Below are 26,153 nucleotides of genomic sequence, written 5' to 3'. Positions count from 1 at the left end.
CATTCGTAATGTATGCGAATGGGCGCCGTTGTGCGTTTAGTGTCGGGCCGATCAAGGCCAGGCAACGCCCCATCCGAGCCTGACAGGTCGAACCTGCTGCAGCGCCCCTCGGACAGGTGGCGGGAAAACGGTATCAAGCGATGATGACCGTTTTGAAACGGTGGCGATTATAGCGGGCTATGCTGATCTTCCAAAGCGTTTCTGTTGGTCAATGTCCGAACGGTAATCGAGACCATAGTCGAAGCTTGATAGAGCTCTAGCCCGGGCTCTGCCATGATGCCAGGCATCAATCGGCAAGATGGTCAGGAGTGAATATGAATTTCCACACCCGCAAATGGGTAAAACCCGAAGACCTCAACCCTAACGGCACTTTGTTCGGCGGTAGCCTGCTGCGCTGGATCGACGAAGAGGCGGCGATTTACGCCATCGTCCAGTTGGGGAACCAGCGTGTAGTGACCAAGTACATTTCCGAAATCAACTTCGTCAGCGCCTCGCGCCAGGGCGACATCATCGAGCTGGGCATCACGGCGACCGAATTCGGCCGCACCTCGATCACCCTGACATGCGAAGTACGCAACAAGATCACCCGCAAAAGCATCCTGACGGTGGAGAAGATGGTCTTCGTCAACCTGGGTGAAGACGGCTTGCCCGCGCCCCATGGCCGAACCGAGATCAAGTACGTCAAAGACCAGTTCAAGGATGATGATGCCGCTCAGTGAGATCGGTGGCGCCCCCTTCGCGAGCATACAATCAAGTTGATGCTCAACCCGCCACATCAAACGCAGCCGCAACGCGACGCTGGCGATAGATGAAGAACAATGCAGTCAACACGGTCAGCCCGCTGACCAGCGCACCGGTCCACGGCAAGTCCGCCAGGTCCGCGCCGCTGGCCACCACCAGGCCGCCGATCCAGGCTCCGGCGGCGTTGCCGAGGTTGAAGGCGCTCTGGTTCAAGGTCGAACCCAGGTTTGGCGCCTCAATGGCCTGATCGATGATCAGCAGTTGCAGGATCGGGCACAGCGCAAAGGCGAACGTCCCCCACAGCACCAGCGTGATCGCTGCCGGAATGGCCGAATGGCTGGTTTGCGTGAACGCCGCCAGCACCATCAGTACTGCCAGCGCCATGCCCACCAGTGAAGGCAGCAAGCGGCTGTCCGCCAGACGACCACCGAGCATGCTGCCGGCGGTCAAGCCAACGCCGAACAACAGCAGCATGATGGTGACGCCGTGCGGGCTGACGCCAGTGATGTCCTGCAGGATCGGCGCAATGTAAGTGAACACACTGAACAGGCTGGTCGAGGCCAGCACACTCATGCCCAGCGCCAGCAGTACGTTGGCCTTGCCCAGCACCTTGAACTCGCTGGCCAGGTTGGCTTTATCCATCGCGATGTTCTTCGGCAGCCAGACCCATTGCGCAATCGCCGCCAGTACACCGATCACCGACACCGCCCAGAAGGTCGAGCGCCAACCTGCGTATTGCCCGAGTGCGGTGCCCAGCGGCACGCCAAGCACGTTGGCCAGGGTCAGGCCGGTGAACATCATGGCAATCGCCTGGGCCCGTTTGTTGGGTGCCACCAGCCCGGCGGCGACCACTGAACCGATGCCGAAAAATGCGCCATGGCACAGTGCCGTGATCACTCGCGCGGCCATCAGCGTGGCGTAATTCGGCGCCAGCGCGCAGAGCATGTTGCCGAGGATGAACATCAGCGTCATGCCCAGCAGGGTAGCTTTGCGCGGCATGTTGGCGGTGCCGACGGCGAGGATCGGTGCGCCGAACACCACGCCCAAGGCATAGCCGGTGATCAGCAGTCCGGCATCGGGAATGCTCACGCTGAGATCGCGGGCAACGTCGGGCAACAGGCCCATGATGACGAATTCGGTGGTGCCGATGCCGAAGGCGGCAACAGCGAGGGCAAGCAAAGCGAGTGGCATGCGCAAGGTCTCTGTCGGTAGTCTTGACGCTGTGATCAGGCATACGCAGGCCGACGACCGTTCTCGACGAGAGCGGGCCGGGCAGAGTTATTATTGGAATTAGTCTGTGCGCAACTGAGTGCGGCGTGGTCGCTTGCAGTATAAACAGCCACTGATATATGGCGAATCAATTCTCTGATCCGCTTCTGTAGGAGCTGCCAAAGGCTGCGATCTTTGCTTCTCAAGATCAAAAGATCGCAGCCTTCGGCAGCTCCTACGGAGGAGGGGGCGGGCAACAAAAGGAGTAGGCCGTGCTTGCGACGGCGTTGGTGTTGGTCGCGGCGCTGTTGCATGCGGCGTGGAATACCCTGATCAAGTTCAGTGCGGAGCGGTTGTTGGTGGTGGCCTGCATGGACAGCGTGGCGCTGCTCTTTGTCGCACTGATGTTGCCGTTCCTGAGCGTACCGCCGCTGGAGATCTGGCCGTGGATCCTGGCATCGGCGGCGTTCGAGTTGCTCTATCGCTATTTGTTGATCCAGGCCTATCGGGTTGGCGACCTCGGGCTGGTTTACCCGTTGATGCGCGGCCTGTCGCCGTTGGTGGTGCTGGCGCTGACGCTGATCTTTGCCGGGGAAGAGCTGACCCACCAACAGATTTTCGGAATCCTGCTGATCCCGTTCGGCATGCTGTGCCTGCTCTGGCAGGGCGGCGGCGGTGCGCGTTTGCCGTGGTCAATGCTGCCGGTGGTGGCGCTGATCGGCCTGTGCATCGGTTGCTACACCTACATCGATGGGCAGGCATTGCGGCGTTGGTCCCATCCATTGGATTACCTGGTCTGGGTCACTCTGCTCAGCGCCTGGCCGTTTCCGCTATTGGCGGTGGTGCGTAAACGACCCGCGTTCATGCTGTTCTGGCGCGAGCAGTGGCGGCTGGGCCTGGCGGTCGGGTTCTGCGTGTTGTTCAGCTACGCTTTGGTGCTGTGGGCGATGCAGTTGGGTTCGATTGCCGAGGCCGCAGCGTTGCGCGAGATCAGCGTGATTCTGGTGGTGCTGTTTGGCATGCGTTACCTGAAAGAACCGTTTGGCGGGCCACGGTTACTCGCCTGTAGCCTTGTCATGATCGGCATACTGGTGATGAAATTTTGATCGCCCGGATGGAACTCAATTCTCCACAACTAGAAGAAAGGACGGCGTTATGACGGTGGCTCTGTGGTGCATTTTGATAGCGATTTTCCTGCCGTATGTGTGTGCGTGGTTCGCCAAGATCAGTGGCGGGTTCCGGCTGAAAGACAATCATGACCCTCGGGATTTTCTCGACTCTCTGGAAGGCGTGGGCAGACGGGCGCACGCGGCGCAACTGAACAGTTTTGAAGTGATCCCGGCGTTCGCCGCGGCGGTGATCGTGGCGCACCTGGCCGGCAATGCCGAACTGGTGACGATCAATGTGCTGTCGGTGTTGTTCATCACCAGTCGCCTGCTCTACATCATTTGCTACCTGGCGGACTGGCCGACACTGCGGTCGCTGGTGTGGTTCGTGGGGATAGCGTTGATCGTGAGTTTCTTTGTGGTGTCGGTCTGAGATATCTTCGCCGACACCATTGACCTGTAGGAGCCGGCTTGCCGGCGAAAGCGGAGTGTCAGGCGACATCATTGTTGATCAACCCGCCGCCTTCACCGGCAAGCCGGCTCCTACAGTAATCAGTTGCTCACGGATTTGCTTTAACCGTATCCGCCACCTGCGGCACTTGTGGTAGCGCCGCACCTTTGGGCCAGAGCATCCAGATCTGCCCCTGCTGTTTCATGTCCCCGGCCAGTTGCCCGGCCGCATCGCCGGTACCCCAGAACAGATCCGCCCGAACCTCGCCGGCAATGGCGCCGCCGGTGTCCTGTGCTGCCACGGGGCGAACCAGGGCTGTACCGTCCGGTTTGGTGGTGGACAGCCACAACAGGCTGCCCAGCGGAATGACCTTGCGATCCACTGCCGCGCTGTAACCGGCGGTCAGCGGTACGTTCAGCGAGCCGCGCGGACCTTCGTTGCTGTCCGGGTTACGGGTGAAGAACACGTAGCTGGGGTTGCTGCCGAGCAGTTCGGGAATCCGCGACGGATTGGCCTTGGCCCAGGTGCTGATGGCGCCCATGGTCACGTCTTCTTTTTTCAACTCGCCCTGTTCCACCAGCCAGCGGCCGATCGGTCGATACGGATGGCCGTTCTGATCGGCGTAAGCAATGCGCAACTGGCGGCCATTGTCGAGCTGGATACGACCCGAACCCTGGATTTGCAGGAACTGCAGGTTCATTGGATCGGTCAGCCAGGCCACGACCGGCGCCTTGACCCCTTTGCTTTCAATGGTCGCCGAATCGTCGTACGGCTTGAGCACGCGACCTTCGAGCCGACCGCGCAGGCGTTTGCCCTTGAGTTCCGGGTAAATGCTGTCGAGGGCGACGATGATCATGTCTTCGGGGACGCCATAGACCGGGACATTGGCCGCGCTGGTCTGGGTCAGGCTCCCGGGATAGACCGGCTCGTAGTAGCCGGTGATCAGGCCGCTGGGGTTGTCGTTGGCGGCGCGCAGGCCATAGACATCGAGGTTCTGTTTGAGAAAGCCGCGAATGTCGCTGGCGGTTTGCGGCACGTTGGCAGCCGCTGTGCAGGTGCCACCCCAGACCGGGTCGGCCTTGAGTCGGGTGCAGGCGCTGCGCCACGAGCCGAAGCCGGCGACCAGGTCGTTGTCGGACACCGCCGGCAGCGCTTCCCATGTGGCACTGGAATAGGTCGCCAGAGCGTGGGTCTTCGGTTGTTGGTTGTCGCCACCGGTGCAGCCTGCGAGCAGGGCCACCATCGGCAGGGTCCAGGCCAGGCTGTGACGCCATGCCTTGAAACGGCTGTTCATGGAGTGATTCCTTTGCCGGTTGCCTGGGCGCTCCATGCGCTCAAACAACCCTTATTGATAATAGGGCTATTGGTCTTTGCCGATGACGCGAGGATACTGGCCGCCGTTTCCCGTGACCTGAAGCCACCATGACTCTTAAAAGACTTTCTGTTGTATTGCTGGCCTGCCTGACGTTGTCCGCTTGTGGCGGAGTCGACCCCAACTCGCCGCTCGGCCAGCGCAAGGCCATTTTCAAGCAGATGCTCAAGACTGGCGAAGACCTGGGCGGCATGCTGCGTGGGCGCATTGCGTTCGATGGCCCGAAGTTCGCCAAGGGCTCGGTGAAACTCGATGCGCTGTCCCGTGAGCCGTGGCAGCATTTTCCGCAGGTGCGCGAGGAAGATCACACCAGCGCCAAGAGCGATGTCTGGGAGCAGCAGGCGCGCTTCCAGGCCATGGCCCGTGACCTTGAATCCGCCACCGGTGAATTGGTGATCGCCAGCCAGGTTCAACCCTACAAGGCCAGCAATCTTGGGCCGGCGGTGCAGAAAGTCGAAGATGCTTGCAGTGCGTGTCATAAGGCGTTTCGGGATCATTGATTGGTTCTGATGGCACCGTGGATCTTGGGTTTTTTCCGGTTCTTACTTATCCAGCTCATCCAAAGCGTCCTGCAATTCCTTGCGGGCAACGGCGAGTTTGTCTTTGCGCTTGTTGATCTTGTCGGAGTCGCCTTTGCTCATGGCCTTGTCGAGGTCCGCCTGACGCTTGCTGACTTCGTGCCTGGCGTCGAGCACCTTGTTTTCCCGTTCCTTCTTCAGCGAGGCGTCGGTGCAGTTCGCCTCGACTTCGCTCAGGGCTTTTTCCAGGCCTGCCTGCTGGTCGGCGTTGCCGTGGACCTTGGCCAATTCGATCTGGTTGACGATACCTTGCTTCCTGGCCGCGCAACCGGTCAGCCCCGGCGCTTCCTCGTCCGCCATCAACGGGGTGGCCAGCACGCTGCAAAGGGCCAACAGGACGAGCGGTGAAAGAAATTTCATAAAAGCTCCATGTAAGAAGACAAGCGGGCCGGTGTGGCAATGGCTTGTTGGAGCCCGGCGGTCCCCTAGGGTTCCCGCTGGGCGCAAGGCTGACCGCTAAAAGCCGTCAATCCCCGCATCACGTAATGTTTCACTCAAGGCCAGGACCTGCGGATCGCGGAAAAAGGCGTTCAGTTGCGCCGCGCGTCCCGGACCGATACCGGCCTCGGCCCGCCATTGTTCGATGTCTCGCTGCGCCAGTGCCTGCCATGAATTGCCGAGGTGCACCTGACCTGTCGGCGGCAACCCCAGGGCTTTCAGCCAGTGCGCGAACGGGCGTTGCCGGGCTCGGTCGAAGCTGTCTGCAAGGCGAGCCGCGCTGCGCTCGCCGAAACCGTCAATGGTAGCAAGCTCTTGAGCATCGAGGGTCAACCAATCCACCAGGCCGTTCAGGCGACCTGTTGCAAGGAGTTTTTCCCAAGTGCCCAGACCCACATTGGGCAGCGCCAGACCCTGTTTGCTGCTGAGCCAGGTCAGACGCGCGAGAAACTGGCTCTCACAGCCCGGAGTCGGTCGCCAGCAACTCAATGAATGAAAGTCCGCTGCCAGCGGCGCGTTCAATTCGGCGCGTTCGCTGCTGCGCAATACAACGCTATCGAGCCTGGGAATGGTCAGCCCGGCCAGGCTGATGGCGACCTGGTCACCCGGACGTATGTCCAGCGCCTGCCAGCGTTGCAGCGAACCGACGCTGACGTGTTTGATCTGCCGGTCATCGAGCTTCACTGGGATCAGTTCAAGTACCGGAGTGATCCGCCCGGTCCGGCCGATTTTGAAGTGAACCTGGCGGACTTCGGCCAGTGCCTGGGCGAAGGGGTATTTCCAGGCGATGGCCCAGTAAGGTGACCTGGCCTGCCAGCGTTCGGCGGCCGGGCGCTGGTTCTGGCGCAGGACGATGCCGTCGCTGGCAAAGGGCAGGGGGGAGCGATACCAGTGTTCGCGCCAGCGTTCGGCATCGGTGACGGAGGTGATTGGCTGGCTGTATGCCGTGGTACTCGGGAAGCCCAGCGCAGTCAGCGCCGCGGCACGCGCGGGTACGCTCGCCGGCCCTTGGGGCCAGTCCCAGACAAACAGGTCGATGCCGGCGGCCTGTTCGGCGCTCAAGACCTTGCGTGCCATCAGGCCGGCCACCGAGGCACGAGCATTGAGGCTGCCGGCCTGGGCCTGCACGTGATCGGTCAGGCGCCAATACAGTTCGCCTTGCACGATCACGTCCCGGGCCTGCGACAGCCGTTGCGGGATGGCCGGAATCTGCCGTGCCGGAGCCGTCCAGTCCTGACCGCTTTCGCCGTCACCACGGCTGATTGCCTGGGCCAACAGACCGTTGCGGTAAACCAGGGTCACCGCCACGCCATCGATTTTAGGCTGGACCCAGACGTCCACCCGGTCACGCAGCCAGTTTTCCACGGCGGGACGATCATGCAGTTTGTCCAGGCCGGTGTGGGCGATGGGGTGGGGCAGCGTGCCGCGCGCAGTGCGCAAGGGGTCTGCGGACGGGCTCAGGTTGAAGCAGTGGCGCCATTGGGTGAGTTGCGAGCGGGACTGGTCGTAGAGCTCATCGGCGACCAGTGAGCGTCCCTGGCGGTGATAGCTGTCGTCCCAGAAGTCGATTTGCTGTTGCAGTTTGTTGACTTCGTTCAGGGCGCGTTCGGATGGCCAGTCCGGGCACTCGGTGGCATTGGCGGTCAGGTGGGCAAAGGTCAGTAGAAAGGCGAAAAACAGGCGCAGGTCGGGAAGCATCTTGAGCGTCCTTGCTCGGTGAGGTGCGTGAAGGCTAGGTCAGTATGGGGTGGCGCGCAGAGGGGGTATTTTGCCGGGTATGTCCGGTGGCTGTGCTGGCCTCTTCGTCGGAACGCCGCCCGGAGCAGGCTCGCTCCCTCAGGGATTTGCGTTTGCCCACAGATATCAGTCACGTCAAAGATCAACTGTGGGAGCGAACCTGCTCGCGAAGAGGCCATACGGTCTCAAGCGCAAGGCAATAAAAAGCCCCGCAGGGCGCGAACCGTGCGGGGCTTCGGGTGTTGCGGGGAAATCTTACAGGCCGGCAGCAGAACGCAGAGCGTCGGCGCGGTCGGTTTTTTCCCAGGTGAACGTGGTGAAGGTGTCTTCGCCAACAGTCTTGGTTGCCGGGGTGCGACCGAAGTGGCCGTACGCAGCGGTTTCCTGATACATCGGGTGCAGCAGGTCGAGCATGGTGGTGATCGCGTATGGACGCAGGTCGAACACTTCGCGGACCAGTTTGACGATCTTGTCATCGCTGATCTTGCCGGTGCCGAAGGTATTCAACGAGATCGAAGTCGGTTGAGCAACACCGATCGCGTAGGAAACCTGAATTTCGCAACGCTCGGCCAGGCCGGCAGCAACGATGTTCTTGGCCACGTAACGACCGGCGTAGGCTGCCGAACGGTCAACCTTCGATGGATCTTTACCGGAGAACGCGCCACCGCCGTGACGGGCCATGCCGCCGTAGCTGTCGACGATGATCTTGCGACCGGTCAGGCCGCAGTCACCCACCGGGCCGCCGATGATGAACTGGCCGGTCGGGTTGATGTGGAACTGGGTGTCCTTGCTCAGCAGTTCGGCAGGCAGCACGTGCTTGACGATCAACTCCATCACGCCTTCGCGCAGGTCGTTGTACGACACTTCAGGGTTGTGCTGGGTCGACAGGACAACGGCGTCGATGCCGACAACCTTGCCGTTTTCGTAGCGGCAGGTCACTTGCGACTTGGCGTCCGGACGCAGCCAAGGCAGCAGGCCGGATTTGCGGGCTTCGGCCTGGCGCTGCACCAGCTGGTGCGAGAAGGTGATCGGTGCTGGCATCAGCACGTCGGTTTCGTTGCTGGCGTAGCCGAACATCAGGCCCTGGTCGCCGGCACCCTGATCTTCAGGCTTGGCACGGTCGACACCCTGGTTGATGTCAGGGGACTGCTTGCCGATGATGTTCATCACGCCGCAGGTCGCACCGTCGAAGCCGACGTTGGAGCTGGTGTAGCCGATGTCGGTGATCACGTCACGAACGATCTGTTCCAGGTCGACCCAGGCCGAGGTGGTGACTTCGCCAGCGATGATGGCCACGCCCGTTTTCACCAGAGTCTCGCACGCCACACGGGCGAACTTGTCTTCAGCAATGATGGCGTCCAGCACCGCATCAGAAATCTGGTCGGCGATTTTGTCCGGATGCCCTTCAGACACGGACTCGGAGGTGAAAAGGGAGTATTCGCTCATCTCGATGTTTTCCTGAATTTACCGATGGTGAGTGTCGCCAGCCGGTCGCTGAAAGTGGCGGACCTGGATCTGGAAACCATTACGTAAGCCTACATAGAGGCTTTCCCCGGGAGCGAGTCCCGCAGCGGTGGCCCAACGGGCCAAATCGTCCTGTTCAAACCCCAGCCAGAGATCACCGCAGGCCTCCTTGGCCCAACTCTGGTTGTGGCTACATAACTCTGTCACTAACAGGCTACCGCCTGGTTGCAGCAAATTGGCCATGTGCTTGAGCGCATCGGCCGGCGCGGCAAAATGGTGCAGCACCATGTTCAGTACCACGCAATCGGCCTTGAGGCTGACGCCGTTCAATGCATCGGCCAGTTGCAGGCTAACGTTAGTCAGCTTGTCGCGTTCGCAGACCTGACGCGCCAGTTCGAGCATCGCGGTGCTGTTATCCAGCGCCGTGACTTGCGAGAAGCGGCGCGCCAGTTCCGGCAGGAATGCGCCATCGCCGGGGCCGACTTCAATGGCCGTGGCGTCTTTGTCGAAGCTCAACTTGTCGAGCAGGGCCACCACGCTTTCGCGGTATTGCGGCAGGCCGGCGATCAAGTCTTGCTGGGCGCGAAACTTCTCCGCTACCCGAGAGAAAAAGTCCTGGCTGGCGGCCGCCCGTTGCCCATGGACCTGGGCGATGCGCGACTGTACGTCGGTCGGCAGCGTCAGGTTGTCCACTTCTTCGAGCAGGGCGGCGTGCAATTTGCCGCCCGGCAGTTCGGTGTGGGGCAGGGCGCGACGGTAGAAAATCGCGTTGCCTTCGCGGCGCGTTGCCACCAGACCGGCCTGGGCCAGTACCTTGAGGTGGTGGCTCATGCCTGACTGGCCGATGCCGAAGATCTGCGCCAGTTCCAGCACACCGAACGAGTCATTGGCCAGTGCGCGCAAAACATTCAACCGCAGGGGATCGCCGCCAGCCTTGCACAAGGCCGCCAGTTCATCGCAATCGTCATGTTGAATGGAGGGCACGCGTAAGTTCATAAGGCCGGCAGTCTAGTCACGAGCCGAAAGCATCGCAAGAGCAATATCAAAAAGTTTTGATATTGCTCGATAGATGGCACTTCTTGACGTTAGGTTCAGTCAACAAAGCCAGAGCAGAAAGGTTTCATCACGTTAATACGTCGTTATCCATTGGAAAAACGCCTCCAGATGACTATCTGTCATTGCCCCGAGGCGGCCCGGTGAGGGAAAATGCTCGCCTTTTTTCCGATTCGTTTTATTCAAGCCCCCAGGAGAACAGCGATGCCTAGCCGTCGTGAGCGTGCCAACGCCATTCGTGCCCTCAGCATGGATGCCGTGCAAAAAGCCAACAGCGGCCATCCCGGTGCCCCGATGGGTATGGCGGATATCGCCGAGGTACTTTGGCGCGACTACCTCAAGCACAACCCGAGCAATCCATCGTTCGCCGACCGTGACCGCTTCGTGCTGTCCAACGGCCACGGCTCGATGTTGATCTACTCGCTGCTGCACCTGACCGGCTATGACCTGTCGATCGATGACCTGAAGCAGTTCCGCCAACTGCACAGCCGCACCCCGGGCCACCCGGAGCTCGGCTACACCCCGGGCGTTGAAACCACCACCGGTCCACTGGGCCAGGGCCTGGCCAACGCCGTGGGTTTTGCCCTGGCTGAAAAAGTCATGGCGGCACAATTCAACCGTCCTGGTCACAACATCGTCGACCACCACACCTACGTATTCCTGGGTGATGGCTGCATGATGGAAGGCATTTCCCACGAAGTCGCTTCCCTGGCCGGTACCCTGGGCCTGGGCAAACTGATCGCCTTCTACGATGACAACGGCATCTCCATCGATGGCGAAGTCGAAGGCTGGTTCACCGACGACACGCCGAAGCGCTTTGAGTCCTACAACTGGCAAGTGATCCGTAATGTCGACGGTCACGACCCGGAAGAGATCAAGACTGCGATCGACACTGCACGCAAAAGCGAGCAGCCAACCCTGATCTGCTGCAAGACCACCATCGGTTTCGGTTCGCCGAACAAGCAAGGCAAGGAAGATTGCCACGGCGCCCCGCTGGGTGACGCGGAAATCGCCCTGACCCGTGCGGCGCTGAAATGGAATCACGGCCCGTTCGAAATCCCGGCCGACATCTACGCCGAGTGGGACGCCAAGGAAACCGGCCGCGCCGTGGAAGCCGAGTGGGATCAGCGTTTCGCTGCCTACTCTGCCGCTTTCCCGACCGAAGCCAACGAATTGGTGCGTCGTCTGAGCGGTGACCTGCCAGCTGACTTCTCGGAAAAAGCCTCGGCCTACATCGCCGAAGTGGCGGCCAAGGGCGAAACCATCGCCAGCCGTAAAGCCAGCCAGAATGCCCTGAACGCGTTCGGCCCGTTGCTGCCTGAGTTTCTCGGCGGTTCGGCTGACCTGGCCGGTTCCAATCTGACCCTGTGGAAAGGTTGCAAAGGCGTCACCGCCGAAGACGCCAGCGGCAACTACATGTACTACGGCGTGCGCGAGTTCGGCATGACCGCGATCATGAACGGCGTAGCCCTGCACGGCGGCCTGGTGCCTTACGGCGCGACCTTCCTGATGTTCATGGAATACGCCCGTAACGCGGTACGCATGTCGGCCCTGATGAAGCAGCGCGTGATCCACGTCTACACCCACGACTCCATCGGTCTGGGCGAAGACGGCCCGACTCACCAGCCAATCGAGCAACTGGCCAGCCTGCGCTGCACACCGAACCTCGATACCTGGCGTCCAGCCGACGCCGTTGAATCGGCGGTGAGCTGGAAGTACGCACTGGAGCGCAAGGACGGTCCTTCGGCTCTGATCTTCTCCCGTCAGAACCTGCAGCACCAGACCCGCAGCGCTCTGCAGATCGCCGACATCAGCCGTGGCGGCTACGTGTTGAAGGACTGCTCAGGCGAGCCTGAGCTGATCCTGATCGCCACCGGTTCGGAAGTCGGCCTGGCCGTTCAGGCCTTCGACAAACTGACCGAGCAGGGCCGTAAGGTTCGCGTGGTTTCCATGCCTTGCACCAGCGTGTTCGATGCCCAGGACGCCGGCTACAAGCAAGCGGTCCTGCCGTTGCAGGTCAGCGCGCGTATCGCCATCGAGGCTTCCCATGCCGACTACTGGTACAAGTACGTGGGCCTGGAAGGGCGTGTGATCGGCATGACCACCTACGGCGAGTCGGCGCCTGCGCCAGCCTTGTTCGAAGAGTTCGGCTTCACCCTGGAAAACATCCTGGGTCAGGCTGAAGAGCTGCTGGAAGACTAAGCATGACGCGGTGGTTTCACGACCACCGCGGCCCCCTGTAGGAGCTGCCGCAGGCTGCGATCTTTTGATCTTGATCTTCAAAACCAAGATCAAAAGATCGCAGCCTCGTTTCACTCGACAGCTCCTACAGGGTTTGCGTTGTTAACTAGATTTCGATCTGCCTGCGTCTATCGAGAACCCCATGCCTCAACCGCGTCCCTACAAAGTTGCACTCAACGGCTACGGCCGGATTGGTCGTTGCGTCTTGCGTGCGTTGTTCGAGCGAGGCGACAAGGCCGGGTTCGAGATTGTCGCGATCAACGATCTGGCGGACATGGCCAGCATCGAATACCTGACACGCTTCGACTCCACCCATGGCCGGTTCCCCGGCGAAGTGAAGGTCGACGGCGATTGTCTGCATATCAATGGCGACTGCGTGAAGGTCCTGCGCAGTGCCACCCCCGAAGGCATCGATTGGGCGTCCCTGGGCGTCGATCTGGTGCTGGAGTGCTCCGGCGCTTATCACACTCGCGAAGACGGCCAGCGTTTCCTCGACGCCGGCGCCCCGCGTGTGCTGTTTTCCCAGCCGATGGCCAGCGAGACCGATGTCGACGCCACCATCGTCTACGGCGTGAACCAGGATTGCCTGACCGGCGACGAACTGCTGGTGTCCAACGCGTCTTGCACCACCAACTGCGGTGTGCCGCTGCTGCGCCTGCTGAATCAGGCCATTGGCCTGGATTACGTGTCGATTACCACTATTCACTCGGCCATGAACGATCAGCCGGTCATCGATGCCTATCACCACGAAGACCTGCGCCGCACCCGTTCGGCGTTCCAGTCGGTGATTCCGGTGTCCACCGGTCTGGCGCGTGGTATCGAACGCCTGCTGCCGGAACTTGCCGGCCGAATTCAGGCCAAAGCCGTGCGGGTGCCGACGGTCAACGTGTCCTGCCTCGATATCACGATGCAGACCGCCACTGCGACCGACGCCACCGAGGTCAACCGGATTCTGCGCGAAGCCGCCACCAGCGGCCCGCTCAAAGGCCTGCTGGCCTATACCGAGTTGCCTCACGCCAGTTGTGATTTCAACCATGACCCACATTCGGCGATTGTCGATGCCAGTCAGACCCGCGTTTCCGGCCCACGGCTGGTGAACATCCTGGCCTGGTTCGACAACGAATGGGGTTTTGCCAACCGAATGCTGGACGTTGCAGAACACTATCTGCAAACAGCGACTTCAAAAAAACCTGCTCTCTAAGATCAGCTACTCAGGAAATGCGACCCATGACCGTGTTGAAGATGTCCGACCTCGATCTGCAAGGTAAGCGCGTATTGATCCGCGAAGACCTCAACGTCCCAGTCAAGGACGGTGTTGTCACCAGCGATGCGCGTATCCTGGCCTCGCTGCCGACCATCAAGCTGGCCCTGGAAAAAGGCGCGGCCGTGATGGTCTGCTCGCACCTTGGCCGTCCGACCGAAGGCGAGTTCTCGGCCGAGAACAGCCTCAAGCCAGTCGCCGACTACCTGAGCCGCGCTCTGGGCCGTGAAGTGCCGCTGGTGGCCGATTACCTGGGCGGCGTTGACGTCAAGGCTGGCGACATCGTGCTGTTCGAAAACGTGCGTTTCAACAAAGGCGAGAAAAAGAACGCTGACGAACTGGCCCAGCAATACGCTGCCCTGTGCGACGTGTTCGTGATGGACGCCTTCGGCACCGCTCACCGTGCCGAGGGTTCGACCCACGGCGTGGCCAAGTTCGCCAAGGTTGCTGCGGCAGGTCCATTGCTGGCCGCTGAACTGGATGCGCTGGGCAAGGCCCTGGGCGCTCCGGCCCAGCCGATGGCGGCCATTGTTGCCGGCTCCAAGGTGTCGACCAAACTCGACGTGCTGAACAGCCTGAGCCAGATCTGCAACCAGTTGATCGTTGGTGGCGGCATCGCCAACACCTTCCTGGCCGCTGCCGGTCATCCAGTCGGCAAGTCGCTGTACGAGCCGGATCTGCTGGATACCGCTCGCGCCATCGCCGCCAAGGTCAGCGTACCGCTGCCAGTGGACGTGGTGGTTGCCAAGGAGTTCGCTGAAAGCGCCGCTGCGACCGTCAAGCTGATCGCTGACGTCGCTGCCGACGACATGATCCTGGACATCGGCCCGCAGACCGCGGCGAATTTCGCCGAGCTGCTGAAGTCGTCCAAGACTATCCTGTGGAACGGCCCGGTCGGCGTGTTCGAGTTCGATCAGTTCGGTAATGGCACCAAAGTGCTGGCCCAGGCCATCGCAGACAGCGCGGCGTTCTCCATTGCCGGCGGTGGCGACACCCTGGCTGCCATCGACAAGTATGGCGTGGCCGAGCAGATCTCCTACATTTCTACCGGTGGTGGCGCGTTCCTCGAATTCGTCGAAGGCAAGGTTCTGCCAGCCGTTGAAGTCCTGGAAAGCCGGGCCAAGGCCTGAGGGTCGCCCGTTTGACCAGGCAAGGGAGTGTTTACATGGTCAAGACGTTAGCGCTGTTGATCGTCGCAGGTTCGTTGGTGGCGTGCGGGAGTAACCCTAAGGCCACCCCGGAACCTGCGCCGTCCGAGTCGGACAAAGGCTGCTACCAGGCTGACTGGCAGGCCGAAACCAACCCGGTGCTCAACAAGCGCGCAGGTCCCGAGGGTCTGGACAAATACGAGACCCAGGCACCCGCCAAGGAACATGGCTGCCCTTGACGGGTCTGACTCTTTACTCAGGGCTGGCAGTGTGCGCCGTCAGCCGAGGGACACGGATGAAAGGTTTTATCGCAGTTGCGGCATTGGCGTTGTTGGCGGGTTGTGCTCAGTTGAACCTGTTCCAATCGTCCGCGCCTGTGGATAACTGGACCACCTGGACCTGCGACAGCCAGGCCAAGGTGTTGTGGCGCTACATCGACGACAGCCGCAAAGAAGTCGACGTGCGGCTGGGCGGTGCCGATCAGGTCTACCGCTTGAAGCAGGAACCGGGTGCATCGGGTTCGCTGTACAGCAATGACATGCTGGCGTTTCACATAAAAGGTGAGGAAGGCCTGGTTTACTGGGTCGCCACCAATGATTTGATTGGCCGTGGCTGTCACCTGTAGGAGCGAGCATGCTCGCGATGGTCGTTAACGATAACGCTGGGGGCCTGAATGCCCGCGTTGTCTGGTCTACCATCGCGAGCAGGCTCGCTCCTACAGGGGCGGCAGCTACCAGATGCAACACCAAATCCGCAGTCCGGGCCAACCCCCGATCTGCAAAAACTTGAATAGCCGCCGCCGCTACGGCAGGCTGGCACGATTAACGACCCTCAACCGGGAGAGATATACACAATGGCACTTATCAGCATGCGCCAGATGCTGGACCACGCAGCCGAGTTCGGCTACGGCGTTCCAGCCTTCAACGTCAACAACCTTGAACAGATGCGCGCCATCATGGAAGCCGCTGACAAGACTGACTCCCCGGTGATCGTCCAGGCTTCGGCCGGTGCTCGCAAATACGCCGGCGCACCGTTCCTGCGTCACCTGATCCTGGCAGCCATCGAAGAATTCCCGCACATCCCGGTGTGCATGCACCAGGACCACGGCACCAGCCCTGACGTCTGCCAGCGCTCCATTCAACTGGGCTTCAGCTCGGTGATGATGGACGGATCCCTCGGTGAAGACGGCAAGACCCCGACCGACTACGACTACAACGTGCGTGTTACCCAACAAACCGTGGCCATGGCTCACGCCTGCGGCGTTTCGGTAGAAGGCGAGCTGGGCTGCCTGGGTTCGCTGGAAACCGGCATGGCCGGTGAAGAAGACGGCATCGGCGCCGAAGGCGTTCTGGATCACAGCCAGATGCTGACCGACCCGGAAGAAGCCGCTGACTTCGTAAAACGCACTCAGGTTGATGCCCTGGCCATCGCCATCGGCACCAGCCACGGCGCCTACAAGTTCACCAAGCCGCCTACCGGCGACGTGCTGGCCATCGACCGCATCAAGGAAATCCACAAGCGCATTCCGAACACTCACCTGGTGATGCACGGTTCGTCTTCGGTTCCGCAAGAGTGGCTGGCGATCATCAACCAGTACGGCGGCGACATCAAGGAAACCTACGGCGTACCGGTAGAAGAAATCGTCGAAGGCATCAAGCACGGCGTGCGCAAGGTCAACATCGACACCGACCTGCGCCTGGCATCCACTGGCGCAATGCGTCGCCTGATGGCCACCAACCCGAGCGAGTTCGACCCGCGTAAATTCTTCGGCGCCACCGTGACCGCCATGCGCGATGTGTGTATTGCTCGCTACGAAGCCTTCGGTACTGCCGGCAACGCTTCGAAGATCAAGGCGATCTCGCTGGAAGGGATGTACCAGCGTTACCTGAAAGGTGAGTTGAACGCCAAGGTCAACTAAGACCGTCAGCGTTTTAGTCGCATGAAAAACCCGCAGAAATGCGGGTTTTTTGTGAGCGCAAGATCAAAAGATCGTCCGAAGGCTGCGATCTTTTCAACGGTAAATACTATTGATTGTGATCAATATCCAGCTTGCTGAACGTCACTTCCCCGCCTTCGCTTGTGTACCCCGTGTTGTCCTGCACATAGACGCCGGCCTTGAAGTACAGCGGTTTATCACGCCACATCGCGCTGATATCGGTATTCCACTGATAGCCCGCCGCACTGATGCCCAATGCACCGCCGGGGCTGAGGTGGATGAGGTAGGAGAATTCCTGATTGAGTTTCACGCCGGTGGCGATGGTGATGACTCGGGGGGTGTCGTCGGGGTGCATGCGGACTTTGGCGACGATGTTGCCGGTTGAACTGTCGGTTTTGTATTGATACTCGACCTTCACCATGGGCTTCTGGCTGTTATAGGCATGGATCTGGCCAATGACGATCTTGCCCGAGCTGGGTACCTGGCTGACCGAAAGAGTCGCATGCAGGGAATTGTCAGCGTCGGGGTAGTACCAGTTTTTCAACGTGCCGTTGCTGTAGGTTTCACGCAATTCGGTGCGTGGATAAATCGCGTTTTCGGTACGGGAGCCGGTCACGGGCGCCCAGAAAAACAATGTGCCGGTGTCGGAGTGGAAGTATTGATCCTTGAAACCATCCACCAGTTTGGCGGTTTCGACGGTGTACGGCGGGTTGCCAACGGGAACGCTGAGGTTCCAGCTTGCGAGATCGATCATGTCGGTTCTTCCACTCGATTCATGCTGAACGGGCGTGCCAGAAGCTCTAGACCGCACCTTTGGGGCGGCCTTTATAAGCGTAGCGGGATATTTTGTTAACGCTTGTCTGACGGGTGGTTGACGTCAACAACCTGTCGAAATGCCATCTTCCTGGTTTTCATGGAGCTGAACAATCGACCGTTAGTCGGTAAAAGACACAATGATTATATGATGGCTTACTGACACCTTCTGCTTTTGCAGAACCGGGTCTAGAGTGATGGCACCGTATTTGTCCGGTTTTCACGAGAAGCCGGCCTGACACCCCGCAATTAGAGAGGCAGCATGGAATGCGCGCAACCCACGCCAGTAGAAGGCGGCTCAACCCTTTTAGTCGTCGATGATTACCCTGAAAACCTGATCAGCATGCGTGCGTTGTTACAGCGCCAGGGCTGGCGGGTCATGACTGCCGCCTCAGGTTTCGAGGCCCTCGGCTTGTTGCTTGAACACGATATCGACCTGGTGCTGCTGGACGTACAGATGCCGGGCATGGACGGTTATGAAGTGGCGCGCCTGATGCGCGGTAGCCAGCGGACCCGTTTCACGCCGATCATTTTCCTGACCGCCAACGAACAGTCCCAGGACGCGGTGATCAAGGGCTATGCCAGTGGTGCGGTGGATTTCCTGTTCAAACCGTTCGACCCACAGATCTTCACGCCCAAGGTCCAGGCGTTGCTCGAACACCAGCGTAACCGCCGGGCCTTGCAGCGCTTGAGTCATGATCTGGAATCCGCTCGTGCCTTTAATGCGTCGGTGCTGGATAACGCGGCCGAAGGCATTCTGGTATTGGGTGAGGACGGTCTGATTCGTTTTGCCAATCCGGCGATGTCGCGGCTGCTCAATGCCACGGTGCAGGAACTGCAAGGCAAGGAGTTTCTGGACTACCTGCAAAAACCGCATATCCCGATCTGGGCCGATTCCGAGTTGCTGGCCGGATATAAACGCGGCGAAACCCTGCGCCTGCACGATGCCCTGCTACGTACGGCGCCCGGCCAGCAGGTGCCGGTGGCCTTGTCCTGCGCGCCGTTGCCTGCCGAGCAGCATGCGATGGTGGTCACCGTGCTGGACATGTCGGTGGTGCGCCATCTGCATCAGCAACTGGAATTTCAGGCGGTCACCGATCCGCTGACCGGATTGCTCAACCGCCGGGGTTTCTACCAGACCGTCGAGAACCTGCTGTTGCGCGGTGAGCGTTCCGACAGTTCCTGGGTCTTGATGTACCTGGACCTCGACGGCTTCAAACGAGTTAATGATTCGCTCGGGCATGATGCCGGCGATCGAGTGCTGCGCTGGGTATCCGAACAGTTGAGGGCCTGCCTGCGGCCCTTCGACATTCTGGCGCGGATGGGCGGCGACGAATTCACCGCGCTGCTGGATCTGGAGTTCCCCGAGCAAGCGGCGAAGATTGCCGAGAAGCTCATCGAGCGAGTGTCGATCTGTCAGCAGATCGACGGCCTCGATATCGCCCTGGGTGCCAGTATCGGCATCGCCACGTTCCCGGATTGTGGTGCCAATCTCGACGGGATGCTGCGGGCGGCCGACATCGCCATGTACGAAGCCAAGCGTGCCGGTCGCCAGCAATATCGCTTCTACGATCACGAAATGAACGGCCGGGCGCGCTCGCGGCTGATGCTGGAAGAAAGTGTGCGAAGCGCCATTGAGAATCGGGATTTCAATCTGGTGTATCAGCCTCAGGTGGCGATTGCCGACGGGCGGATTCGTGGCTTCGAGGCCTTGTTGCGCTGGCAGCATCCGAGCGTTGGCGATGTACCCCCGGGGCTGTTTTTGCCATTGCTGGAGGAGGCGCGGCTGATCAGTCGTCTGGGCAGCTGGATCTACCATCGCAGCGCCGGGCAACGCAAAGCCTGGGAGTCCCTGTTTGCCGAGGACCTGGTGCTCGGCGTCAGTTTGAGCAGTACGCAGTTCGGCGTGCCCAACCTGGTCACCGAGTTGCGTCAGGTGCTTGAGCGCCATGGCTTGCAACCACGTTATCTGGAAGTCGAGGTCACGGAAGAGGCCTTGATGCATAACCCCGAAGAAACCCGCAAGCAATTGCGCCTGCTGCGCAATCTGGGCGTACGAGTGGCACTGGATGACTTCGGGGCCGGACTGTGCTCACTGTCGCACTTGCGCGACCTGGAGCTGGACACACTCAAGCTCGACCGGCATTTGATCGCCCGGTTGCCGGAATCGGTACGGGACGCGGCGCTGGTGCGTAGTGTGATCGACCTGTGCAAACAGTTCGGGATGCTGGTGATTGCCGAAGGGGTGGAAACCGTCGCGCAGTATGAATGGCTGCAGGCCAACGGTTGTGAATATGTACAAGGTTTTCTGGTGGCCCGGCCGATGATGGCCGAAGACACCGGGGTCTTTGTCCAGCCGTTTGACTGGAGCGCGCTGGCCCGCTGAATTCGCTACACTGGCGAACTTTTAGTGACTTGTATTGCCGCCCCATGACCGTGTTGAAATATCTTCAGGCCTATCCCGCCACCTTGCAGGATCAGGTGCGCCAGCTGATCGCCGACGGTCGGCTGGGCGATTACCTGAGCCAGCGTTACCCGCAAAAGCATGGGGTGCAGAGCGACAAGGCGCTGTACACCTATACCTTGGACCTCAAGCAGGAATACCTGCGTAATGCGCCGGCCATCGACAAGGTGCTGTTCGACAACCGCCTGGACCTGACTCATCGCGCGCTCGGCCTGCATACCACGATCTCCAGGGTGCAAGGCGGAAAACTCAAGTCCAAGAAGGAAATCCGCATCGCTTCGCTGTTCAAGGAAGCGCCTTGCGAGTTCCTGAAAATGATCGTGGTGCATGAGCTGGCGCACTTCAAGGAGTCGGACCACAACAAGGCCTTCTACAAACTGTGCGAGCACATGCTGCCGGGTTATCACCAGGTGGAATTTGATGTGCGGGTGTACCTGACGTGGCGGGATCTGTAGGAGCTGCCGCAGGCTGCGATCTTTTAAGGAGCATTGGATGGACGTGAGCAAGACCAAGAGCAGCTTCTACCGCCGGTTGTACGTGGCGTACCTGATCGACAGCGGGCTGGCCAGCAGTGTCCCGGCGCTGACCGAGGTCACCGGCATGCCCCGGCGCACGGCACAGGACACCATCGCGGCGCTGGCGGATCTGGATATCATTTGTGAGTTCGAGCAGGAAGAGGGTGCGCGCAACCATGCGGGGCGCTATCGGATTCGCGAGTGGGGGGCGATCGATCGTGGGTGGATCGAGCGTAATCTGCGGCAGATCAAGGCAGTGCTGGAGTATCCCTGAGATTTGCGGTGCCTGAACTGACGCCATCGTCGGAACGCCGCCCGGAGCAGGCTCGCTCCCACAGTTGAGTTGAGCTGTGAACACGATCCAGTGTGGGAGCGAGCCTGCTCGCGAAAGGGTCTTCAAGGACGACGCATCCCAATGTGTGGAATGCCATCTTCCACATATTCCTCACCTGCCACGACAAAACCATAACGCCCGTAATACCCCTGCAAATGCGCCTGGGCCGAGAGGTAGACCGGCAGGCCGGGCCAGTATTTCTCGATCTGTTTCAACGCCTGATCCATCAGCTCATGCCCCAGGCCTGCACCGCGTGCCTGCGGGGCAATGATCACCCGCCCGATCACTACATCGCCGCCCTGTGATTGCGGGTCGAGCAGGCGCAGGTAGGCCACCAGCCGGTTACCGTCCCAGGCCATCACGTGGCAGGTGTCGCCTTCCAGGTCCTGGCCATCAATATCCTGGTAAACGCATTTTTGTTCGACGACGAACACTTCTGCACGCAGCTGTAAAATGGCGTACAGCTGCTCCTTGCCCAGGTCGCTGTGGTGTTTGCAGATCCAATCGACTGTCATGTTTTGATTCCCTGAAAACGTCGTTCCGATACTAAGCGCAGTCACGCCAGAAGTCTTTATGGCGGAAGAATCTGTGACATAGGCCAAAATGCCATCATTCATTTCTCGCGCGGATGTCTTCTTTGTGTAATCTGGATCGAAGCGCTGTGCTGTGGCTTCGATGAGCTAATGTTTCGTACCCGGGTCTTGTCAGTACGAGGCCTTGGGGTTCTGGCTGAAAACACGTTGGGCAATCCGCCCGCTAAGGATTTTCTGGCATGCCGCGATTGCATCGAGCTTTTGCCTTGATTGGATTGCTGTTGCTGTTGCTGGTTCAGGGAGCAGCGGCAGAAAAACTGCGGTTGGTCGCTGATGCTTGGCCCCCCTTTACCGATTCCACGCTCGTCAACGGTGGTTTGGCCACGGATATTGTCAGTACCGCGCTCGCCAGGGCCGGCTATGCCAGTGAGTTTGAACAAGTGCCCTGGGCGCGGGCCTTGATGGGTGTGGGCGAGGGCCGCTACGACGTGCTGGTCAACGCCTGGTACAACGACGAACGTACAAAACTCGGCCAGTTTTCTGGCGAATACCTGCTCAATCGCGTACGGTTTCTCAAGCGTAAAGACGCGCCCATCGAGTTCAACGACCTGCAGCAATTGCACACGTATCCGATTGCCATCGTGCGCGGTTACGCCTATTCGCCCGCGTTCGACAACGACGACTCATTGCAGAAAATCCCGGTGCACAGCTTCGCCATGGCAGTGCGCATGGTCGCGGCCGGCCGGGTCAAGCTGACGCTGGAAGATGAATTCGTCGCCCGCTACTACCTGGCCCGTGAGTCACCCAAACTGCGAAACGCCGTGGAGTTCCTGCCCAAGGCATTGAGCGAGAACAGCCTGCATATCATGGTCAGCCTGAAGAATCCCGAGCATGCACGGATCGTCACCGGTTTCGACCGGGAGATCGCGGCGATGAAGGCGGACGGGAGTTATGACAAGTTGATGAGGCAGCATGGGATGTAAGTGAGTTGATCCAGATTTTGTGCTGTTACTGATGGCCTCTTCGCGAGCAGGCTCGCTCCCACAGTAGATCTTCAGTCGACACAAGTTTTATGAACACCAGAGCCCCTGTGGGAGCGAGCCTGCTCGCGATGAGGCCCGCTCAGACACCACAGATCTCAATCCTCACTCGTATCCTTGATCAGATGCGCCGCCAACGTCCTCAGCGGGCCCAACTGCCGACAAATCAGCGCCAGTTGCGTCTGCACCAACCGCTGCCCCTCATCGATTTCATCGGGCATCTGCTCCAGTTCATTGGCCAGTGCTTCTTCCTCATCGCTTTGAATCGCTATTGAGGATTTGCTCGCCAGCCCATGGGCGATTTCGTCGATGCTCGCAGCCAGTTTCACCCCGGCCCCGTCGATCAAATGTTCATGCACGTCCGCCGGCAGTTGGGTTTCCCGATGTGCGCCCAGGCCTGACAGGTAGCTCAGTAGCGTGTGCGACAGCACCAGGAAGCGGAATCCGACATCCGCTTCCTTACGGAAATGCCCAGGCTCCATCAGCATATTGGCCAGTGTGGTCGACAGCGCCGCGTCGGCGTTGTGCGCGTTGCGGCGGGCCAGGCGGTAAGCCAGGTCGTCGCTTTTACCCGCAGCGTATTGCTGCATGATCTGGCGCAGGTAAATGCTGTTGCAGGCCAGGGTGTTGGCCAGCACTTTGTTCAGGCGCCGCCCCTGCCAGTCCGGCAGGAACAGGAACACCGCGAGCCCGGCGATCAGGCTGCCGAGCAAGGTATCGAACAACCGTGGCAGGAACAGCCCGTAACCGTCACCCACCTGGTTGAAGCAGAACAGCACCATCAGGGTGATTGCCGCCGTCGCCAGGGTGTAGCGGGTGGTGCGGTTGGTAAAGAACACCACCCCGGCGGCAATGGCGAAACACGACTGGATCAGCGGGTTCGGGAACAGGTCGAACAGCGCCCAGGCCAGGGTCAGGCCGATGGCGGTGCCGATGATCCGTTGACCGAGTTTGCGGCGGGTGGCGCCGTAGTTCGGTTGGCAGACGAACAGCGTGGTGAGGATGATCCAGTAGCCTTGGGACGGGTGGATCAAATGCACCATGGCGTAGCCGATGCTCAAGGCCAGGGGCAATCGCAGGGCATGACGGAACAGCAGCGAGGTCGGCGTCAGCTGCGTGCGCAAGCGCAGCCACACGTCCTTGAGGTTGCGCGGCGAACGGTCAAGCAAGCTGCTGTCGGTGGCGTCGGCCAGGGCGTCGGGGTTGCTGGCATCGCTGAGCAAGCGATCGAGAGTGCCAAGGTTGGCCGCCAGTGCCCGCAGTGAACGCAGCAAGCCGCGCCAGGCCGGGTTGCTCTGGATGCGCAGGTGTTCGAGGGAGGCATCCAGGTCGCTCAGGGCTTCGGCGAAACTGGCGTCATAGGTGAACGGCTGGCGCATCTGGAACGATTCGGCCAGGGCCCGGCAGGCCTTGCCTTGCTGACGCAACAGGCGTTGGCAGCGGAACAGCACGTCGCTGTGGAAGAAGGCGTCGGCCAGGGCGTTATAAGGGTAGTGCGAAGAACTGGCACGTTCGTGGATGTCCTGGGCGAGGAAGTACAGCTTGAGGTAGCGGCTGACTTTCGACCCCGGGCGACCGTTACCGACCCGGTGCAGGATGATTTCCTTGGCAGCGTTCAATGCCGCCACCACCCGACCGTTCTGCTGGGCCAGTTCCAGGCGCCGTGCCTCCACGTCCATCTGCCGGATCGGCTCGAACAGCGAGGATTTCAGCTTCAGGTAAAAGCCCAGCTCGCGGAACAGGCGCGCCAGGCTCTGCTGCACCGGCTGATTGGAAAACAGCGCCTGCCACAACACCGAGAGCAGGCCATACCAGGCGGCACCGGCCACCAGCAGTACCGGCTCGTGCCAGACATCGATGACCGCGCCGCCGCGCTGGTCCACGCCGATCATGGTGTAGACCGACAGAATCAGTGTCGCCGAGGCAATCGCGCCATAGCGTTCGCCGAGGGCGCCGAGCATGGTCAGGCAGAACGCGGCCAGGGCGAAGGCGATGATAAACAGCCAGGGGTAGGGGAAGAGCAGTTCGACGGACAGGGCGGCGACAGCGAAACACACCAGCGTCACGGCCAGCGCGTTGAGACGGCCCTGCCAACTGTCGTCGGTCTCGGCCAGGGCACTGGCGATAATCCCCAGGAACAACGGGATCAACAGGCCCATTTCGTCCTGATACCAACACAGCGCCATGGTGCCGGTCAGGGCAATGAATACCCGTACGCTGTAACTGAATTTATCCAGCGCCCAAAGGCGCCGCAGAGTCTGGCGGAACGAAGTCGATGACATGAAATGCGAAGGCCTTCCGAGGCAATGACGCTAAATTGAGCCACTAATGACGCCGACGCAATGGCGTCGATCACATCAGACAGCAAAATCTGTTCCTTCCTTGTGCGAATACAATCTACAAATCATCACAGATCCAATGTGGGAGCGGGCTTGCTCGCGAAAGCGTCCTTTCATTCAACATTGATGTTGAATGTTATGGCCCCTTCGCGAGCAAGCCCGCTCCCACATTTTGATTTGTGTTTATCAGACGTACTGCGCAGCGGCGTAGCCCGAAGCCCACGCCCACTGGAAGTTGAACCCGCCCAGATGCCCGGTCACGTCCAGCACTTCCCCGATGAAGTACAGCCCCGGGCTTTTCAGCGATTCCATGGTCTTGGACGACACTTCATTGGTGTTGACGCCGCCCAGGGTCACTTCGGCGGTGCGATAGCCTTCGGTGCCGGCGGGCACGACTTTCCAGCTCGCCAGTTTTTCCGCGATATCGGCCAGTTCCGCGTGGGTGTACTGCTTCATCGGTTTGGAGACGAACCAGTTGTCCGCCAGCAGGTTGGCCATCTTCTTGGTGAAAATTTCCCCGAGCAGGGTTTTCAGCTCGCTGTTAGGGCGTTCGGCCTGTTGCTGTTGCAGCCAGCTCGGCACGTCGTGATCCGGCAGCAGGTTGATCTCCACGGTATCGCCGGACTCCCAGAACGACGAGATCTGCAAAATCGCCGGGCCGCTGAGGCCGCGGTGGGTGAACAGGATGTTCTCGCGGAAGCTCTGGTCATTGCAGCTCACCAGGCAATCCACCGATGTGCCGGACAGCTCAGTGCACAAGGCCTTGAGCTGATCGGTGATGGTGAATGGCACCAGGCCGGCGCGGGTCGGCAGCAGTTCGTGGCCAAACTGTTTGGCCACCTGGTAACCGAAACCGGTGGCGCCCAGGGTCGGGATCGACAGGCCGCCGGTGGCGATTACCAGCGATTCGCACGTTATCTGGTCGAGTGTCGTGTCCAGCAGGTAGCCGCTTTCGAGCTTCTCGATGGTCTGGATCGAGGTGTCCAGGTGCAGGCTGACGCCGACCTGATCGCACTCGTTGAGCAGCATTTCCAGGATGTCGCTGGATTTGTTATCGCAGAATAACTGGCCGAGTTTTTTCTCGTGGTACGGCACGCCGTGCTTGGCCACCATGCCGATGAAATCCCACTGGGTGTAACGGGCCAGGGCGGATTTGCAAAAGTGCGCGTTCTGCGAGAGGAAATTGCTCGGTTCGGTGTACATGTTGGTGAAATTGCAGCGGCCACCGCCCGACATCAGGATTTTCTTGCCGGCCTTGTTGGCATGGTCGAGCAACAACACCTTGCGCCCGCGCCCGGCGGCGGTCAGTGCACACATCAACCCTGCGGCGCCAGCGCCAATGATCACGACTTCGGTAGAGCGCAAAACGGTGTCCTCTTG

At 60.2% G+C, this 26,153-nt stretch carries 24 protein-coding genes and 1 riboswitch; of the genes, 14 read left to right on the top strand and 10 right to left on the bottom strand.

Annotated features, from left to right (window positions below; all coding sequences use genetic code 11):
• Window positions 1–13: 13 nt before the first annotated feature.
• Window positions 14–116, bottom strand: a riboswitch (S-adenosyl-L-homocysteine riboswitch).
• Window positions 117–314: 198 nt separating this feature from the next.
• Window positions 315–719 carry an acyl-CoA thioesterase gene (locus AC1DWG_RS21185; RefSeq protein WP_007994339.1) on the top strand — a complete coding sequence of 135 codons (405 nt, stop codon included), beginning with the start codon at window positions 315–317 and terminating at the stop codon, window positions 717–719.
• Window positions 720–762: 43 nt separating this feature from the next.
• Here the strand turns inward: AC1DWG_RS21185 and AC1DWG_RS21180 are convergent, their stop codons facing one another.
• Window positions 763–1,932 carry an MFS transporter gene (locus AC1DWG_RS21180; RefSeq protein WP_477788298.1) on the bottom strand — a complete coding sequence of 390 codons (1,170 nt, stop codon included), beginning with the start codon at window positions 1,930–1,932 and terminating at the stop codon, window positions 763–765.
• A 290-nt stretch (window positions 1,933–2,222) separates the two neighbouring features.
• On the opposite strand from AC1DWG_RS21180, the gene AC1DWG_RS21175 reads away from it, so the two are divergent.
• Window positions 2,223–3,056: an EamA family transporter gene (locus AC1DWG_RS21175; protein WP_477762910.1), complete on the top strand. Its 834-nt coding sequence runs from the start codon at window positions 2,223–2,225 to the stop codon at window positions 3,054–3,056.
• 49 nt (window positions 3,057–3,105) lie between these two features.
• Window positions 3,106–3,489, top strand: coding sequence for an MAPEG family protein (locus AC1DWG_RS21170; RefSeq protein ID WP_477752468.1), 384 nt, complete (start codon window positions 3,106–3,108; stop codon window positions 3,487–3,489).
• Window positions 3,490–3,616: 127 nt separating this feature from the next.
• Here the strand turns inward: AC1DWG_RS21170 and mltA are convergent, their stop codons facing one another.
• The gene (gene mltA / locus AC1DWG_RS21165; RefSeq protein WP_477762909.1) at window positions 3,617–4,801 is read right to left on the bottom strand and encodes a murein transglycosylase A; all 1,185 of its coding nucleotides are present in this window, start codon (window positions 4,799–4,801) and stop codon (window positions 3,617–3,619) included.
• A gap of 128 nt (window positions 4,802–4,929) precedes the next feature.
• On the opposite strand from mltA, the gene AC1DWG_RS21160 reads away from it, so the two are divergent.
• Window positions 4,930–5,379, top strand: coding sequence for a c-type cytochrome (locus tag AC1DWG_RS21160; RefSeq protein ID WP_477752466.1), 450 nt, complete (start codon window positions 4,930–4,932; stop codon window positions 5,377–5,379).
• A gap of 42 nt (window positions 5,380–5,421) precedes the next feature.
• On the opposite strand, the gene AC1DWG_RS21155 is transcribed toward AC1DWG_RS21160, so the two are convergent.
• The 4 genes from AC1DWG_RS21155 to AC1DWG_RS21140 all read right to left on the bottom strand — a co-directional run bounded on the left by AC1DWG_RS21155 (window position 5,422) and on the right by AC1DWG_RS21140 (window position 10,092).
• Window positions 5,422–5,817 (bottom strand): DUF1090 domain-containing protein, encoded by a 396-nt coding sequence (locus AC1DWG_RS21155; RefSeq protein WP_477788297.1) that lies wholly within the window; start codon window positions 5,815–5,817, stop codon window positions 5,422–5,424.
• Window positions 5,818–5,913: 96 nt separating this feature from the next.
• Complete coding sequence (gene ligB, locus AC1DWG_RS21150; protein ID WP_477788296.1) at window positions 5,914–7,593, bottom strand: NAD-dependent DNA ligase LigB; 1,680 nt, start codon at window positions 7,591–7,593, stop codon at window positions 5,914–5,916.
• Between the two features lie 294 nt (window positions 7,594–7,887).
• A complete protein-coding gene (gene metK / locus AC1DWG_RS21145) occupies window positions 7,888–9,078 on the bottom strand; it encodes a methionine adenosyltransferase (RefSeq protein WP_477752463.1) in 1,191 nt (396 codons plus the stop codon).
• 18 nt (window positions 9,079–9,096) lie between these two features.
• The gene (locus tag AC1DWG_RS21140; RefSeq protein WP_477762907.1) at window positions 9,097–10,092 is read right to left on the bottom strand and encodes an ArsR/SmtB family transcription factor; all 996 of its coding nucleotides are present in this window, start codon (window positions 10,090–10,092) and stop codon (window positions 9,097–9,099) included.
• A gap of 261 nt (window positions 10,093–10,353) precedes the next feature.
• Here AC1DWG_RS21140 and tkt point away from each other — a divergent pair, with 261 nt between their 5' ends.
• The 6 genes from tkt to fba all read left to right on the top strand — a co-directional run bounded on the left by tkt (window position 10,354) and on the right by fba (window position 16,717).
• Window positions 10,354–12,351 (top strand): transketolase, encoded by a 1,998-nt coding sequence (gene tkt / locus AC1DWG_RS21135; protein ID WP_477752461.1) that lies wholly within the window; start codon window positions 10,354–10,356, stop codon window positions 12,349–12,351.
• A gap of 181 nt (window positions 12,352–12,532) precedes the next feature.
• Entirely contained in the window at window positions 12,533–13,591 is a 1,059-nt protein-coding gene (gene epd / locus AC1DWG_RS21130; RefSeq protein WP_108229589.1) for an erythrose-4-phosphate dehydrogenase, read from the top strand.
• Between the two features lie 26 nt (window positions 13,592–13,617).
• Window positions 13,618–14,781 carry a phosphoglycerate kinase gene (locus AC1DWG_RS21125; RefSeq protein ID WP_057712964.1) on the top strand — a complete coding sequence of 388 codons (1,164 nt, stop codon included), beginning with the start codon at window positions 13,618–13,620 and terminating at the stop codon, window positions 14,779–14,781.
• A 35-nt stretch (window positions 14,782–14,816) separates the two neighbouring features.
• Complete coding sequence (locus tag AC1DWG_RS21120; protein WP_108217004.1) at window positions 14,817–15,038, top strand: hypothetical protein; 222 nt, start codon at window positions 14,817–14,819, stop codon at window positions 15,036–15,038.
• A gap of 56 nt (window positions 15,039–15,094) precedes the next feature.
• On the top strand, window positions 15,095–15,424 hold the full coding sequence (locus AC1DWG_RS21115) for an MliC family protein (protein WP_477762906.1): 330 nt from the start codon (window positions 15,095–15,097) through the stop codon (window positions 15,422–15,424).
• 228 nt (window positions 15,425–15,652) lie between these two features.
• Window positions 15,653–16,717, top strand: a complete 1,065-nt coding sequence (gene fba / locus AC1DWG_RS21110; protein ID WP_007981624.1) for a class II fructose-bisphosphate aldolase — start codon at window positions 15,653–15,655, stop codon at window positions 16,715–16,717.
• 106 nt (window positions 16,718–16,823) lie between these two features.
• Here the strand turns inward: fba and AC1DWG_RS21105 are convergent, their stop codons facing one another.
• Window positions 16,824–17,489, bottom strand: a complete 666-nt coding sequence (locus AC1DWG_RS21105; protein ID WP_477752459.1) for a polysaccharide lyase family 7 protein — start codon at window positions 17,487–17,489, stop codon at window positions 16,824–16,826.
• Window positions 17,490–17,810: 321 nt separating this feature from the next.
• Between AC1DWG_RS21105 and AC1DWG_RS21100 the strand changes: the two genes are divergently transcribed.
• Genes AC1DWG_RS21100 through AC1DWG_RS21090 form a run of 3 tightly spaced genes read left to right on the top strand, consistent with a single transcriptional unit; the run spans window position 17,811 to window position 20,801 of the window.
• Entirely contained in the window at window positions 17,811–19,934 is a 2,124-nt protein-coding gene (locus AC1DWG_RS21100; RefSeq protein ID WP_477788295.1) for a putative bifunctional diguanylate cyclase/phosphodiesterase, read from the top strand.
• A 44-nt stretch (window positions 19,935–19,978) separates the two neighbouring features.
• The gene (locus AC1DWG_RS21095) at window positions 19,979–20,467 is read left to right on the top strand and encodes a YgjP-like metallopeptidase domain-containing protein (RefSeq protein ID WP_477762904.1); all 489 of its coding nucleotides are present in this window, start codon (window positions 19,979–19,981) and stop codon (window positions 20,465–20,467) included.
• A 37-nt stretch (window positions 20,468–20,504) separates the two neighbouring features.
• On the top strand, window positions 20,505–20,801 hold the full coding sequence (locus AC1DWG_RS21090; protein ID WP_090178776.1) for a winged helix-turn-helix domain-containing protein: 297 nt from the start codon (window positions 20,505–20,507) through the stop codon (window positions 20,799–20,801).
• 122 nt (window positions 20,802–20,923) lie between these two features.
• On the opposite strand, the gene AC1DWG_RS21085 is transcribed toward AC1DWG_RS21090, so the two are convergent.
• Window positions 20,924–21,376 (bottom strand): GNAT family N-acetyltransferase, encoded by a 453-nt coding sequence (locus AC1DWG_RS21085; RefSeq protein WP_477752457.1) that lies wholly within the window; start codon window positions 21,374–21,376, stop codon window positions 20,924–20,926.
• Between the two features lie 257 nt (window positions 21,377–21,633).
• On the opposite strand from AC1DWG_RS21085, the gene AC1DWG_RS21080 reads away from it, so the two are divergent.
• Entirely contained in the window at window positions 21,634–22,377 is a 744-nt protein-coding gene (locus AC1DWG_RS21080) for a substrate-binding periplasmic protein (RefSeq protein WP_477762903.1), read from the top strand.
• Window positions 22,378–22,532: 155 nt separating this feature from the next.
• Here the strand turns inward: AC1DWG_RS21080 and yccS are convergent, their stop codons facing one another.
• Window positions 22,533–24,716, bottom strand: a complete 2,184-nt coding sequence (gene yccS, locus AC1DWG_RS21075; RefSeq protein ID WP_477762902.1) for a YccS family putative transporter — start codon at window positions 24,714–24,716, stop codon at window positions 22,533–22,535.
• 243 nt (window positions 24,717–24,959) lie between these two features.
• Complete coding sequence (locus tag AC1DWG_RS21070; RefSeq protein ID WP_477788294.1) at window positions 24,960–26,138, bottom strand: BaiN/RdsA family NAD(P)/FAD-dependent oxidoreductase; 1,179 nt, start codon at window positions 26,136–26,138, stop codon at window positions 24,960–24,962.
• Window positions 26,139–26,153: the final 15 nt, after the last annotated feature.

This window comes from Pseudomonas sp. P4_B3, assembly GCF_056402295.1.
The sequence above is the reverse complement of the archived record's forward strand: the minus strand, read 5'-3'. Positions and strand labels throughout refer to the sequence as shown.

Coding starts and splice junctions, on each gene's coding strand:
- AC1DWG_RS21185 (WP_007994339.1), top strand. CDS start 315: ATGAATTTCCACACCCGCAAATGGGTAAAACCCGAAGACCTCAACCCT.
- AC1DWG_RS21180 (WP_477788298.1), bottom strand. CDS start 1,932: ATGCCACTCGCTTTGCTTGCCCTCGCTGTTGCCGCCTTCGGCATCGGC.
- AC1DWG_RS21170 (WP_477752468.1), top strand. CDS start 3,106: ATGACGGTGGCTCTGTGGTGCATTTTGATAGCGATTTTCCTGCCGTAT.
- mltA (WP_477762909.1), bottom strand. CDS start 4,801: ATGAACAGCCGTTTCAAGGCATGGCGTCACAGCCTGGCCTGGACCCTG.
- AC1DWG_RS21160 (WP_477752466.1), top strand. CDS start 4,930: ATGACTCTTAAAAGACTTTCTGTTGTATTGCTGGCCTGCCTGACGTTG.
- AC1DWG_RS21155 (WP_477788297.1), bottom strand. CDS start 5,817: ATGAAATTTCTTTCACCGCTCGTCCTGTTGGCCCTTTGCAGCGTGCTG.
- ligB (WP_477788296.1), bottom strand. CDS start 7,593: ATGCTTCCCGACCTGCGCCTGTTTTTCGCCTTTCTACTGACCTTTGCC.
- metK (WP_477752463.1), bottom strand. CDS start 9,078: ATGAGCGAATACTCCCTTTTCACCTCCGAGTCCGTGTCTGAAGGGCAT.
- AC1DWG_RS21140 (WP_477762907.1), bottom strand. CDS start 10,092: ATGAACTTACGCGTGCCCTCCATTCAACATGACGATTGCGATGAACTG.
- tkt (WP_477752461.1), top strand. CDS start 10,354: ATGCCTAGCCGTCGTGAGCGTGCCAACGCCATTCGTGCCCTCAGCATG.
- epd (WP_108229589.1), top strand. CDS start 12,533: ATGCCTCAACCGCGTCCCTACAAAGTTGCACTCAACGGCTACGGCCGG.
- AC1DWG_RS21125 (WP_057712964.1), top strand. CDS start 13,618: ATGACCGTGTTGAAGATGTCCGACCTCGATCTGCAAGGTAAGCGCGTA.
- AC1DWG_RS21120 (WP_108217004.1), top strand. CDS start 14,817: ATGGTCAAGACGTTAGCGCTGTTGATCGTCGCAGGTTCGTTGGTGGCG.
- AC1DWG_RS21115 (WP_477762906.1), top strand. CDS start 15,095: ATGAAAGGTTTTATCGCAGTTGCGGCATTGGCGTTGTTGGCGGGTTGT.
- fba (WP_007981624.1), top strand. CDS start 15,653: ATGGCACTTATCAGCATGCGCCAGATGCTGGACCACGCAGCCGAGTTC.
- AC1DWG_RS21105 (WP_477752459.1), bottom strand. CDS start 17,489: ATGATCGATCTCGCAAGCTGGAACCTCAGCGTTCCCGTTGGCAACCCG.
- AC1DWG_RS21100 (WP_477788295.1), top strand. CDS start 17,811: ATGGAATGCGCGCAACCCACGCCAGTAGAAGGCGGCTCAACCCTTTTA.
- AC1DWG_RS21095 (WP_477762904.1), top strand. CDS start 19,979: ATGACCGTGTTGAAATATCTTCAGGCCTATCCCGCCACCTTGCAGGAT.
- AC1DWG_RS21090 (WP_090178776.1), top strand. CDS start 20,505: ATGGACGTGAGCAAGACCAAGAGCAGCTTCTACCGCCGGTTGTACGTG.
- AC1DWG_RS21085 (WP_477752457.1), bottom strand. CDS start 21,376: ATGACAGTCGATTGGATCTGCAAACACCACAGCGACCTGGGCAAGGAG.
- AC1DWG_RS21080 (WP_477762903.1), top strand. CDS start 21,634: ATGCCGCGATTGCATCGAGCTTTTGCCTTGATTGGATTGCTGTTGCTG.
- yccS (WP_477762902.1), bottom strand. CDS start 24,716: ATGTCATCGACTTCGTTCCGCCAGACTCTGCGGCGCCTTTGGGCGCTG.